The sequence below is a fragment of the Corallococcus exercitus genome, assembly GCF_042231735.1.
GTDB classification, from domain to species: Bacteria; Myxococcota; Myxococcia; order Myxococcales; family Myxococcaceae; genus Corallococcus; species Corallococcus exercitus_B.
Map to the genome: position 1 here is coordinate 3,150,149 of NZ_CP102577.1, position 12,782 is coordinate 3,162,930.

The following is a 12,782-nucleotide window of genomic DNA, read 5'->3' on the forward strand; positions in this document are numbered from 1 at the left end:
ATCCCCGAGTGTAGGTGTCCGGGAAGAGGGGCGTCAAACTTCCCGGGTCCGAGGGGCCCCTCCCCCTTTTACAGCGTGGAGAGGACACGCTGGAGGATGCCCAGCGCTTCGTCCAGTTCCTTCTGGGAGATGATGAGGGGCGGGGCGAAGCGCAGCGTGGTGTCCCCGGCGGCGTTCACCAGCAGGCCGGCCTCGCGCAGCTTCGCGATGACGGGGGCGACCTCCCGGTCCAGCTCGACGCCCAGGAGCAGCCCCTGACCGCGCACGGCCTGGATGCGGCCTTCGGGCAGCGAGGCCTGGAGCGCGCGCGCTCCGGCGAGGAAGTGCTCCCCCTTCGCCTGCACGTCCGCCAGGAAGCCGGGCTGGCGCAAGAGCCGCATCACCACATTGCCCGCGGCGGCGGACACCAGGTTGCCGCCGAAGGTGGAGCCGTGGGTGCCCGGGGAGAGGCTCACCGCCAGCTCCTCGCGGCACAGCATGGCGCCGATGGGCAGCCCGTTGCCCAGCGCCTTGGCCAGGCTGATGGCGTCCGGCCGGATGCCGTGGTGCATGAAGCCGAAGGGCTGGCCGGTGCGGCCCATGCCCGTCTGGACCTCGTCCACGAGCAGCAGCAGGCCCCGCTCGTCACAGAGGGCGCGCAGGCCCTGGAAGAAGCCCGGGGGCGCCAGGCGCACGCCGCCCTCGCCCTGGATGGGCTCCACCAGGATGGCGGCGGTGTTGGGGCCGACGGCGCGGCGGACCGCGTCCACGTCACCGTAGGGCAGGTGCCGGAAGCCCTGGGGCAGCGGCTCGAAGCCGGCGTGGTACTTCGGCTGGCCGGTGGCGGTGACGGTGGCCAGCGTGCGGCCGTGGAAGCCCTTCTCGAAGGAGAGGATCTCGAAGCGCTCCGGCGTGCCGCGGTCCTTCATCACCTTGCGCGTCAGCTTGATGAGGGCCTCGTTGGCCTCCGCGCCGGAGTTGCAGAAGAACGCGCGCGGCAGCCCGGCCCAGGCGGTGAGCTGCTCGGCCAGGTCTATCTGCGGCTGCGAGTAGAAGGCGTTGGAGACGTGCCACAGCGTGTCCAGCTGCGCCTTGGCCGCCGCGACCACCTCCGGGTGGCAGTGGCCCAGGGCGCAGACGGCGATGCCGCCGATGCAGTCCAGGTAGCCGTTGCCATCCGCGTCCCACACCCGGGTGCCCTGCCCTCGCACCAGCGCGATGGGTTGCTGCTTGTAGTTCTGCAGCAGGTGCTGCTTCGCCTTCTGGATGAGGGGCGCGTTGCCAGGGGCGGAGGCGGGGGACGGCGGCGGTTGCGACAAGGTGGTGTACCTCTCTCTTCGGATGACGAGGTGGGCCAACGCGGCGGACCCTAGCGCGCTAGAGGATGTAGCGCGACAAGTCCTCGTCCTGGACGATGGCGCCCAGCCGCTCGCGCACGTAGGCGGCGTCCACCTGGAAGTCGCGAGGGCCCAGCTCGCTGGCCGTGAAGGACACCTCGTCCAGCAGGCGCTCCAGCACGGTGTGCAGCCGCCGGGCGCCGATGTTCTGCGTGCGCTCGTTGGCCTGCTGGGCGATGCGGGCGATCTCCGCCACCGCGTCGTCGGTGAAGGACAGGCGCACGCCCTCCGTGGCGAGCAGCGCGGTGTACTGGCGCATGAGCGAGTTCTTGGGCTCGCGCAGGATGCGCACCAGGTCCTCGCCGGACAGCGCCTCCAGCTCCACCCGGATGGGGAAGCGGCCCTGGAGCTCCGGGATGAGGTCCGACGGCTTGGAGACGTGGAACGCGCCCGCGGCGATGAAGAGCATGTGGTCCGTCTTCACCTGGCCGTACTTCGTGTTGACGGCCGAGCCCTCCACGATGGGCAGGATGTCGCGCTGGACGCCTTCGCGCGAGACGTCCGGGCCCCCGCCGCCCTTGCCGCCCTCGCGGCTGGCGATCTTGTCAATCTCGTCGATGAAGACGATGCCGCTGGACTCGGCGCGCGCCACGGCCTCGCGCTGGACGCGGTCCGGGTCCACCAGCTTCTGCGCCTCCTCCGCGCGCAGCACCTGGAGCGCCTCCGGCACGCGCAGCTTGCGCTTCCGGGTGTTCTTCATGCCCGGCATGTTCTTGAAGAGGTCCTGGAGGTTGACGCCGATCTCCTCCATGCCCTGGCCGCTGAAGTTGCGCATGAAGGTGGGCGAGCTCTCGCTGGTCTCCACCTCCACGGTCTGATCATCCAGCGTGCCGGCGCGCAGCTGGGCGCGCAGCTTCTCCCGCTCGCTGTCGCCCAGCGGCGAGGGCGCGGGGGTGGGCGGGGGCGAGAAGCCGAACGGCGGCGACGTCGTCGTGCGCGCCTGCCCGCCGTTCTTGATGAGGTCCATCAAGCGGTCCTCGGCCAGCTCCTCCGCGCGCGGCTTGACCTTCTCCGTCTCCTCCTCGCGCACCAGCGCGATGGCCGCCTCCACCAGGTCGCGGATCATCGACTCGACGTCGCGGCCCACGTAGCCCACTTCCGTGAACTTGCTGGCCTCCACCTTCACGAACGGGGCCTGGGACAGCTTCGCCAGGCGGCGGGCGATCTCCGTCTTCCCCACGCCGGTGGGGCCAATCATGATGATGTTCTTCGGGTAGATCTCATCCCGCAGGTCGTCCGGCACCTGCTGGCGGCGCCACCGGTTGCGCAGCGCGATGGCGACGGCGCGCTTGGCGTCGTTCTGCCCGACGATGTAGCGGTCCAGCTCGCTGACGACCTCGCGAGGCGTGAAGGCGGACAACTTGCGCGATTCGGCCAAGGGGCGGTCCTCTCAGAGCTCTTCGTAGGTGACGTTGGAGTTCGTGTAGACGCAGATGTCCGCGGCGATGGCCATGGCCTGCGTGCAGATGTCCCGCGCGGACAGCTGCGAGTGCGCCTGGAGGGCGCGCGCGGCGGCCAGCGCGTAGTGGCCGCCGGAGCCCACGGCGGCGATGCCGTGGTCCGGTTCGATGATGTCGCCCGCGCCGGAGAGGATGAAGGTCTTCTCCTTGTCCGCGACGATGAGCAGCGCCTCCAGGCGGCGGAGGAAGCGGTCGGTGCGCCAGTCCTTCCCCAGCTCCACGCAGGCACGGGCCAGGTTCTTCTGGTGCTCCTTGAACTTGGCCTCGAAGCGCTCGAAGAGCGTGAACGCGTCCGCGGTGCTGCCCGCGAAGCCGGCGATGACCTGACCGTCGCCGATGCGGCGCACCTTGCGCGCCGTGTTCTTCATGATGGTCTTGTCGAGACTGACCTGACCGTCGCCCGCGATGACGACCTTCCCTTCGCGGCGGACGCAGAGGATGGTGGTGCCGTGGAACATGACCGGGGGTTTAACAAGCCGGACCGCTCCGGACTTGGAAAAACCGCCCGGCTGTCCGCTCCCTCACCCTGGGGACGCGCTCAGGTCGCGGTCGCCTTCATCCAGCGGCCCACCAGCTTCACCAGGGCGGCCTTCTTCGCCTTCACGGTCTTCGCGTCTGGCAGCGTCACGACGCCCCGGTCCGGCGCCAGCCACTCCACCAGCCCCGAGTCGTCCTCGAAGGCGAAGCCCTTCGTGTCCTTCACCTTCGCGCCCCGGTGGAGGATGACCTGGAAGATGCCCTTGGGGGCCAGGCGGAACGTGACGCGGTCATCGCCCGAGTGGACGAAGCTGGGCGCCTTCCACTTGATGCGCTCGGTGATGCTGGCGTCGGAGGCCAGGATGGCCGTGCGCACGGCGGCAATCTCCGCCTTCAGCGGGTGCTCGAGCTCGGCCATGAACTGTTCGACTTCGTCAGCGCGGTTCGTCATGCCCTGCCTCACGCGCGCGGGTGCGCGGCGTCGTAGACCTCTTGCAGCTGTTCGAAGGTCACGTGGGTGTACTTCTGCGTGGTGGACAGGCTCGCGTGGCCCAGCAGCTCCTGGATGCTGCGGATGTCCGCGCCGCCGCCCAGGAGGTGCGTGGCGAACGAGTGGCGCATCGCGTGCGGGCTCACCTTGCGCGCCAGGGCCAGCTTGAGCACGTACGCGTCCAGGTGCCGCGCGATGCTCCGGGGCGTGAGGCGCCCGCCGCGGAAGTTGAGGAACAGCGCCTGCGGATCCTGCCCGTCATGCACCTTCGCCAGCAGCTCGCCGCGCCGCTTCAGGTACGCCTCCAGGGACTGGATGGCCTTCGCGTTGAGCGGCACCAGCCGCTCCTTGCTGCCCTTGCCCATCACCCGGACGATGCGGCTGCCGCGCTCCACGCCCAGGAGGTCCAGGCCGCACAGCTCGCTGATGCGCAGGCCGCCGCCATACAGCATCTCCAGGATGGCCTTGTCGCGAAGCCCCAGCACGGTGTCCACGTCCGGCATGTCGAGGATGGCGAAGACCTCCTCCACTGGCAGCACCTTGGGCAGCGACTTCGGAAGCTTCGGGCTCTTCACCAGCTTGGCGGGGCTGGCGGACAGGAGCTTCTGCCGCACGAGGTACTTGTAGAACGACTTGATGCTGGCCAGCCGCCGCGCGCGGCTGGAGGGCGCGTGGTCCACGCTGAGCGTGCCCAGGTAGCCGCGGATGGCCGCGTGCGAGCCCGCCAGCAGCGACAGCTTCATCCGCTCCACGAGGTAGCGCTCGTAGTCCACCAGGTCGATGAGGTAGTTGCGCACCGTGTGAGGGGATGCGCCCTTCTCGCCTTCGAGGTGGTCCTTGAACTGCGCCAGCAGCGGGGACAGGGTCGACATGGTCGGGGAAGCCTAGGGGCCTCCCCGAGCCTCGCAAGATTCGCGTCGCTCCGCGAGCCCGCCTACTTCGCGGGCGCCGGAGCGGGCGTGACGGGCACCACGGGAACGGCCCCCGCCGGCAGCTCGGTGGGCACCAGCTTGGGCAGGAGCACGCGGCAGGCGTCCTCGGACAGCCAGTGGTACGTGCACAGCCACTCCGTGACGGGCACGCGCACCTGCCAGCCCAGCACGAAGAGGATGAGCAGCGTGAGGCCCAGGCGGGCCCCCAGCGACATGCGCTCGGCCTCGTCGTCGTCCTGCGTGTGGCGCAGCGCCCCGCGCACCAGGTCCACGTGGTCCACGCGCGCGCCCTTGGGCAGCTTCGGCTTGCGGGTGATGAGCGTCGCCACGCCCCGGGTGAGCATCAGCCGGTCGTTGAGCGCCCAGCCGGAGCCCTCCAGCAGCAGCGCCAGGTTGCGCCGGCGCAGCTTCAGCCACCCGAGCAACCCCGCGGGCGCCATCACCACGATGGCCAGGATGGTGGCCGCGGTGATGACGTCCACCAGCGTGAGCGACTTCACCTGCGTGAGGATGAACGCCAGCGACGACCCCAGCGCCGCGAACGCGATGCCGCCCGCCGCGAGCACGCCCGCGATGCCGCCACCCGCCGGAGCCGCCGAGGGCGCCGCACCCGCGGGAGCCGGGGCCGGAGCTGAAGAGGGCGGAGGCGCGGTCACCGTCTGCTTGTAGCCGGACTCCAGCGAGGCATCGAAGTCCTTCTCACCGGAAGCGGCCAGCCCCTCCACCTTGCTGGTGATGAACGCGCCGATGCGCATGAACGGCATGGTCATCGACTCCCAGAGCGACACGGGCTGGCGGACGACCTGCGTGACGATGGCGTCGCTCTCCTTGCCGTCCACGTCGTAGAACACGCCGCGCTTGCCCACGACGAGCTCCGTGCTGCGCCCGGCGGTGACGGGCACCGCCACCTCGTAGGCATCCGCCGCGTCCCGGGGCATCACCTTCACGTAGAGGATGCAGGTGGTCCCCTGCCCCGTCAGCGCCGAGTGCGCCGCGCGGTCCGTCACCAGCACGGACAGCGTGTACTTGCGCCCCGCCAGGATGAGCGTGCCCTTCTCCATCAGCGCCCGCCGCTTGGGCAGGTACAGGCTGGGCATGCTGATGAAGTTGTTGGAGAACACCAGCAGCCAGCGCTGGTACAGCACCAGCCGCTCCAGCTCCGCGATGACGTCCAGCGTGGGCTTGAGCGACAGGTCCTCGCGGCTCACCGCTTCAATCGCGTCCAGGTCCTCGTCGGACACCGCGCCCAGCGTGTCCGCCACCGCGTGCAGCGCGCTCGCGTCGCGCTTCGCCTGCCAGCCGAGGATGGCCTCCGCCTTCGCGGACAGCTCGCGCCAGGCCGTGTCCGTCAGCTTCACGCCGTCGCCCAGGAGCGGCGTCGCCACCTCCTGGTGGAAGGCCTCCAGCTTCTCGTAGCCGGCGCCGCGGTACAGCCGCGCCCACACCAGCACGCCAGAAGGATCCGGCGGCGCGATGGGCAGCTCGTTCGCGGCCTTGCCCATGGCGCCCAGGTCGCCCAGCGCGCCCTCCACGCGGTCCGCGCGCAGGCGCAGGCTGGCGGCGGCCTCCGGCTGCGCGGCCACCAGCCGGCACTGCACGAAGTAGCCCTCCAGGAGCGGCGCCACGTCGTGGACGCGCTTCGCCTGCTCCAGGCTCGCCGTGCCCCAGGTGAACACGGCGTCCCGGCCGCCCAGGTGCGTGAGCAGCGCCGCGCGCTCCTCGCGGAAGCGCTTCACCAGGCCCACGTCCACGCCCGCCAGGCCCGCGCGGTTCGTCAGCGGCGGGAAGGCCGCGATGATGGACTGGGCCAGGGGCCGCAGCCGCTCCGGCAGCGACACCGGCGCGATGATGCCGTCGCCGTTCTTGCCCGCGTCGCGCAGCGCCTTGTCGCTGGTGCGCAGCTGCTCCAGCGACAGGCGCGTGGTGTCCGGCGCGTTGAGCGTGCGCAGCACCAGCTCCGCCGCGCCCTTGAGGTTGGATGCCGTGTCGGAGAGCGCCGCCAGCTCCAGCACGTCGCTGCCCGCGTCCGCGCCCTTGCGGTCCTTCAGCCGCGCCGCCGTCCAGTCCACCGCGGCGCGCAGCTCCTCCACCCGGATGCGGCGGTTGCCGTCCGCGTCCATCAGCGCGAGGAAGCGCGGATCACACGCGATGCCCTCCATGGGGCACGCGAGCGCCATCCACTGCGTGGCGGGAATCCTCACCGCTTCGGTGAGGGTGTTGAAGTCGGGGATGTCGACCTGGAGCGAGCCGCCATAGCGGCGATAGACGAGCTGTGCCATTCAGCGCGCGAAGACAGCACACCCCGTCCGGGTGTGCACGCCTCAACGTCCGGCCACTCCCGGGAAGGAAGGCCTCGCGGCCCTCCCTTCCCTGGGTCAGCCCCTACTGCGCGGCGGCGACGGCGCTGTACACGCCGGGGTTCTGCCCCTGGCCGATGATGTAGACGGCCCGCGCGTCGTCCTTGCCCGCGAAGTACACGGGCACCTGCACGCCCTGGTCGAGCGTCTTGCGCGCCCCCGACTTCACGTCGTACACGGCCACGTCGTAGGTGTCCGAGTCCATGCGCGCGTACGTCGCGAGCACGCGAGCGCCGTCCTCGGAGATCTTGTAGCTGAAGATGCCCTGCAGCCACGTCTTCGCCTCGGCCTGCTTCTCGCCCAGGGCCACGGCCTTGAAGTCACACGCGCGGCCGTTGCGGATGCAGTTGGTGCGGAACACCACCGCGCTGTTGTTCGGCGCGAAGCCGTAGCCGAACACGCCCGGCTGCACCTTCTCCGCCTTCTCCTGGCCCAGCGCGTACAGCATCAGGTCCACGGAGAACACCGGCTTCACGAAGCGCGACAGGAACGCCACGTAGCGGCTGTCCGAGCCCCACACGAAGTTGGGCACCCGGTCCCCCACGCGCTTGGGCGCGCCGTCCGGCAGCGACGCCACCGCGAGGAAGCCCGCGCGCGACGGCTGGTCGTACTTCTCCAGGAAGGCCACCGCCTTGGAGTCCGGCGCGAACGCCATCTCCTCCACGGCCTCGCCCACCTTGCGCCCCGGGCCTCCGGACGCCGGGCCCACGTGCAGGTCCCCCAGCTGCTCCGGCTTGCCGTTCTCCGTGCGCGCCAGCCACTGGCCATCCGGCGAGAAGCCGAAGTTCTTCGTGCCCGTCGCCAGCTTCGTGCCCTTCAGCGCGGGCACGTCCGCGAGGTACAGGTCATACATCCCGCGCACGGCCTCGCTGCGCACCTGGTAGGCCACGTGCTTGCCGTCGGAGGACACCTGGTAGTCGCCCACCTGATCCGCCAGCTTGCGCGGCGGCTCGTTGGAGCCCACCGTCACCGCCGCCAGTCCGCCCGCCGCCGACAGCCGGCGCTTGAAGAGCAGCGTCTTGCCGTCCGGCGTGAACTGCGCGGTGCTCACCTCGCCCGCCACGTCCTGGAACGGCCCCTGCGGCAGCTTGCCCAGCTTCAGCGTGCCCGCGTCCACGAAGGCCACGTGCAGGCCATCCGGGGACGGCAAGAGGTAGCTCACCGCCGTGCCCAGCTTCACCGGCTCCGCGGCCATGTCCGCGAGCGACAGCACGTTCAGCTCGCCGGACTGCGAGGCCGGGTTGTAGCCCGTCACGTACAGGAGGTGCTTCGAGTCCTGGGAGAACAGCAGGCTGCCCGGCACGTTCGTCACGCCGTCGCCCAGCGCGCGCACGTTGCCGCCCGTCACCGGCACGACGTACAGCGAGCCCACCAGCATCTGCGGCGGAATGCCGTCCAGCCGGGGCTTCTGCCCGTTGAGCAGGAACGAGGCGTACTGCCCGTCCGGCGACAGGCGCAGGTCCGCCGCGCGCCCCGGCACGAGCAACTGCCCCTGCCCGCCCACCACCGAGGTGCCCTTCGCCGCGCTGCGGACCGTGTCGCCCTGCGCGGCGCTGCGCTGGGAGGGCGGCGCGTTGTTGTCCTCGCCCTTCTTGCACCCCGACAACGCCAGCAGGGCCAGCAGGCCCACCATCCCAGGTCGCTTCATGCGCTCGTCTGTCCTTCCGTCTGGGCGACAACGCCCGCGAGTGGCAGCCAGGCCGCCAGGTCCTGCTTCGCCCGCGCCGAGTAGGCCGCGCGCTTGTCCGCCTTCTTCATCCGTCCCGACAGGGGCGGGAACAGGCCGTAGATGACGTTGGTGGGCTGGTGCGGATGATCCGGCGGGTGCGCTTCCCCGGTGAGGTGCCGGTACAGCGACCCCAGCGCCGTCGTCGCCGGGGGCGGCACGAACGGGGTGCCCGTCAGCCGCGCGTGCACCGCCAGCGCCACCATGTAGCCGCACGCCGCGCTCTCCACGTAGCCCTCCACGCCCGTCACCTGTCCCGCGAAGAACACCCGCCGCTCCGTCTTCAACGACAGGTCCTCCGCCAGCAGGCGGGGCGAGTCGATGAACGTGTTGCGGTGGATCTGCCCCATCCGCAGGAACTCCGCATTCTGCAGGCCCGGGATGCACGTGCTGAAGATGCGCTTCTGTTCACCCCACGTCAGACGCGTCTGGAAGCCCACCATGTTCCAGGCCGTGCCCGCCCGGTCCTCCATGCGCAGCTGCACCACCGCGTACGGGTCCGTCCCCGTGCGCGGGTCCTTCAGCCCCACCGGCTTGAGCGGCCCGAAGGCCAGCGTGTCGTCTCCGCGCTCCGCCATCACCTCGATGGGCAGACACCCTTCGAAGTACTTCGGTTCCTCGAAGCTGTGCGGCACCACCTTCTGGCCGGCCTTCACCTCGTGGACGAAGCGGTAGTACTCGTCCTTCGTCATGGGCAGGTTGAGGTAGTCATCCCCGCCGCCCTTGCCGTAGCGGCTCTGGCGGAAGGCGATCTCCATGTCGATGGAGTCCCCGGACAGGATGGGCGCGATGGAGTCGTAGAAGTAGAGCTTCGTGCCCACGTGGCGCTCCAGGTCCGCCGTGAGCGCCTCCGAGGTCAGCGGCCCCGTCGCCACCACCACCACGCCATCCTCCGGCAGCTTCTCCACCTCACCGCCCAGGAGCTCCACGCCCGCGCCGGACACGAGCCGGGTGGTGATCTCGCGCGAGAAGCCCTCGCGCTCCACCGCCAGCGCGTCGCCCGCGGGCACGCGGTGCAGGTCCGCGCTGGAGAGCACCAGCGAGCCCAGCGCGCGCAGCTCCGCGTGCAAGAGGCCAATGGCGCTCTCCGGGTTGTCCGAGCGCAGCGAGTTGCTGCACACCAGCTCCGCGAGGGTGTCCGACTTGTGCGCGGGGGAGCGCTTCTGCGGCTTCATCTCCCGCAGCACCACCGGCACGCCGCGCCGCGCCAGCTGGAACGCGCACTCCGTCCCCGCCAGGCCGCCGCCAATCACCGTCACCCGCTGCTGCTTCACGTCCGACATGCATGCCTCCGGGCCCCCTCGTACCGGGTGCCCAAAGGGCCCTGTTAGCAGAGAGGCCACGCCCTTTCACGTCCGCCCGCCTGCCCTGCGTCCCACCATGCGTGCGGAATGGGAGGCGAGGTTTCCCCACCCCGGATCCAACCCTAGGTTTCTCGCGGTCTTCGCTCGGGACGAGGAAGCGTCCGGGCGAGCGCCCTTCAACCGCGAATCCGGGATGGGAGTGACGCAGCCATGAGCCGAACCCAAGACTTGCTGAAGATCCGAGGCCTGCTGCAGGAGCGCCGCAGGACGACCGAGACCGCCCAGGCGGGCGCCCGCCGCGAGCTGGCCGCGCTGAAGGATCAGGAGCGGGACCCCGAGTACGAGGAACAGGCGCAGGCGGAGCTGGCGGACTACACGTTGTCCACGCTGATTGAAGCGCAGCGCCGGGAGATCATGCTCATCGACGCCGCCCTGAGCCGCATGGACAACGACGTGTTCGGCGAGTGCGTGGACTGCGGCAACGAAATCTCCCTGGACCGGCTGGAGGCCATGCCCTTCGCCATCCGCTGCGAGGAGGACGCCGCCCTGCACGAGCAGGAGACGCGCGAGGCCGCGCGCCACACGGGCAGCCTGTCCCTCTAGAGCGAAGCCGTCAAAGCCCTCCCCCGTGCGTCCATCCCGCGCGGGGGAGTCGTGTGTCCGGCGGCTACTCGCTGTCGCGCTGGAGCACGATGAAGCGGTAGTTCTGCAGCTCGTTCTCGCCCGCCGTGTAGAGCACCGTGAGCAGCAGGTCGTACGGGACCATCTTGTCCGCGATGACCGACAGCTCGTGGGTGAAGGGCGCCGCCGGGTTGCGCTCTTCGATGTACTTGAGCTTCTGCACTTCCTTCTTCAGCTGCGCGTCCAGCCCCGCCACCAGGCGCCCCTGCAGCTGGGACTCCGGGATGCGGCCGTCCTTCAGCCGCACCACCTCTTTGTCCCCCACCAGGATGTTCTTGGGGGTGATGGTGATGGCCACCGTGTCCTTGGGCGTGGCGCGCGTGGAGGACACCGGCGGCCGGACGTCTTCCGACGCGGTGATGGCCGCCGAGGACGACGCGAAGGACTTCAGGAGGAACACCAGGATGATGGTCATCATGTCCATCATCGCGGTGATGTTGAGCTCCTTCACCTCGCTGGCGGCCTCGCGCTCCTTGCGCTTCTTGCGCGTGAGGGCCCGGCGGTAGCGCATGCGCGCGAGCTGCTCGGCTTCTTCGGCGGACAGGGGCGCGGTTTCGGCCATGGCTAGAGGACGCCCAGGGTGACGTCGGGGAAGAGCAGCTTGCGCTCGGCGACGGTGCCCGGCGTCTCACGCAGGGCGTCCATCGTCTGGATCAGCGCCTCGTAGGGGATGTCCGGATCCGCCGCGACAATGACCTTCGTCTCCCGCGGGAAGGCGGCCTTGAGCTTCACCATCCGCTCGGTGAGCGCCGCGTAGTCGTGCGTGCCGTCCGCGCGCACCGGCACCGTGGGCGCCCCACCCTCCGCGGGCGCGGCCTCCGGGCTGTCGCCCCGGACGAAGAGCCCCTTGTGGGAGATCAGCACGGACAGGTTCAGCTTGGGGGCGTCCGCGTCCCCCTGCCCCGCGCCCGCCGTGGCGCCGTAGCTGGGCGCGTTCACGTTGAGCGCGCCAAAGGCGGTGAGGCCGGTGATGGACAGCAGCATGAAGATGATGAGGTTCATGAGGATGTCGAGGTACGGGACGATGTTCAGCTCGCCCCCCTCTTCCTCTTCCCTCGGCTTCAGCTTGCGGCGCGAGTAGTGGAACGCCATGGCGGGTCCGGTGCCCTTGCGGCGGCGCTTACGACGCGGCGCGGACGTCGGAGTCCGCGGGGACGACTTCCAGCGAGCCCCGGCGCGACAGCAGGTTCTCCAGCTTCAGCGCGTTGAGCTCCACCAGCTCCACCATGTTCTTGGCGTAGTTGCTGAAGAACAGGTGCGCCACGATGCAGAGCACCGCGATGGAGAGGCCGAAGCCCGTGTTGTACATGGCCTCCGAGATGCCGTTGGAGAGCAGCGCCTGCTTCTGCTCCGCCGGCACGTTGCCCAGCGCGCGGAAGGTGCCGATGAGGCCCACGATGGTGCCCACCAGGCCCACCAGCGTCGCGATGTTCGCGAGCGACCACAGCCACTGCACGCGGCGCGAGACGTGCGGCGTGTACTCCGCCAGCGCCTCCTCCACCGCCTTGGCCACCTCCAGCTCACCGCGGTTCGCGTTGATGAGCCCCGCGCGGATGACGCGGGCCAGGGGCGAGCGCGGCGCCATGCCGCAGAACTTCACCGCGCGGTCCAGGTTGCCGCCGCGGACCATCTTGTGGACCTGCTCGATGAACGCCGTCGCGTTCAGGCGGTAGCGGAAGAGCAGCGTCACCGCGCGCTCGCCGATGACGGCCACGGACGCGGCCAGCCAGAACAGGTTCACGAACATGAACGGGCCGCCGGCCTTGAACGCGCCGACGATGAAGTCCCCCAGGCCTCCAGAAGAAGCATGGCCCGCCGCGGCGGGGGCGGCCTCGGCCACCACCACGCGCAGCAACTCGTTCAGGGAGGGAATCATCGCGGGACCGCGTCCTTTCGCTGCCCCCCGCGCGCACCCCTGCCGCCAAGCGGGCAGGAGGCTGCGATCACGGGCCGGGAGCAATCCGGACTTCTAGGGCTTC

General features: G+C 70.2%; 12 protein-coding genes. 1 reads left to right on the plus strand and 11 read right to left on the minus strand.

Annotated elements, in window-relative coordinates; translation table 11 throughout:
- Nucleotides 1-68 precede the first annotated feature (68 nt).
- The 8 genes from NR792_RS12025 to trmFO form a co-directional block, all read right to left on the minus strand.
- A complete protein-coding gene (locus tag NR792_RS12025; protein WP_375760190.1) occupies nt 69-1,298 on the minus strand; it encodes an aspartate aminotransferase family protein in 1,230 nt (409 codons plus the stop codon).
- Between the two features lie 58 nt (nt 1,299-1,356).
- The gene (gene hslU, locus NR792_RS12030; RefSeq protein ID WP_375760191.1) at nt 1,357-2,754 is read right to left on the minus strand and encodes an ATP-dependent protease ATPase subunit HslU; all 1,398 of its coding nucleotides are present in this window, start codon (nt 2,752-2,754) and stop codon (nt 1,357-1,359) included.
- A gap of 12 nt (nt 2,755-2,766) precedes the next feature.
- A complete protein-coding gene (hslV, locus tag NR792_RS12035; RefSeq protein ID WP_120527843.1) occupies nt 2,767-3,294 on the minus strand; it encodes an ATP-dependent protease subunit HslV in 528 nt (175 codons plus the stop codon).
- Between the two features lie 80 nt (nt 3,295-3,374).
- Nucleotides 3,375-3,764: a DUF1801 domain-containing protein gene (locus tag NR792_RS12040; RefSeq protein WP_375760192.1), complete on the minus strand. Its 390-nt coding sequence runs from the start codon at nt 3,762-3,764 to the stop codon at nt 3,375-3,377.
- An 8-nt stretch (nt 3,765-3,772) separates the two neighbouring features.
- A complete protein-coding gene (locus tag NR792_RS12045) occupies nt 3,773-4,675 on the minus strand; it encodes a tyrosine recombinase XerC (protein WP_375760193.1) in 903 nt (300 codons plus the stop codon).
- A gap of 62 nt (nt 4,676-4,737) precedes the next feature.
- On the minus strand, nt 4,738-7,014 hold the full coding sequence (locus tag NR792_RS12050) for a kinesin (RefSeq protein ID WP_375760194.1): 2,277 nt from the start codon (nt 7,012-7,014) through the stop codon (nt 4,738-4,740).
- Between the two features lie 103 nt (nt 7,015-7,117).
- Complete coding sequence (locus NR792_RS12055) at nt 7,118-8,740, minus strand: gliding motility protein (RefSeq protein WP_375760195.1); 1,623 nt, start codon at nt 8,738-8,740, stop codon at nt 7,118-7,120.
- Nucleotides 8,737-10,101, minus strand: a complete 1,365-nt coding sequence (trmFO, locus tag NR792_RS12060; protein WP_375760196.1) for a methylenetetrahydrofolate--tRNA-(uracil(54)-C(5))-methyltransferase (FADH(2)-oxidizing) TrmFO — start codon at nt 10,099-10,101, stop codon at nt 8,737-8,739. Before trmFO ends, NR792_RS12055 begins: the two co-directional genes overlap by 4 nt.
- Before the next feature lie 231 nt (nt 10,102-10,332).
- Here trmFO and NR792_RS12065 point away from each other — a divergent pair, with 231 nt between their 5' ends.
- Nucleotides 10,333-10,725 (plus strand): TraR/DksA family transcriptional regulator, encoded by a 393-nt coding sequence (locus NR792_RS12065; protein WP_375760197.1) that lies wholly within the window; start codon nt 10,333-10,335, stop codon nt 10,723-10,725.
- A gap of 64 nt (nt 10,726-10,789) precedes the next feature.
- Here NR792_RS12065 and NR792_RS12070 read toward each other — a convergent pair whose 3' ends face one another.
- Genes NR792_RS12070 through NR792_RS12080 form a run of 3 tightly spaced genes read right to left on the minus strand, consistent with a single transcriptional unit; the run spans nt 10,790 to nt 12,679 of the window.
- Nucleotides 10,790-11,365, minus strand: coding sequence for an ExbD/TolR family protein (locus tag NR792_RS12070; protein WP_375760198.1), 576 nt, complete (start codon nt 11,363-11,365; stop codon nt 10,790-10,792).
- A gap of 2 nt (nt 11,366-11,367) precedes the next feature.
- Nucleotides 11,368-11,895: an ExbD/TolR family protein gene (locus NR792_RS12075; RefSeq protein WP_375760199.1), complete on the minus strand. Its 528-nt coding sequence runs from the start codon at nt 11,893-11,895 to the stop codon at nt 11,368-11,370.
- 28 nt (nt 11,896-11,923) lie between these two features.
- Nucleotides 11,924-12,679, minus strand: a complete 756-nt coding sequence (locus tag NR792_RS12080) for a MotA/TolQ/ExbB proton channel family protein (RefSeq protein ID WP_375760200.1) — start codon at nt 12,677-12,679, stop codon at nt 11,924-11,926.
- Between the last annotated feature and the right edge of the window lie 103 nt (nt 12,680-12,782).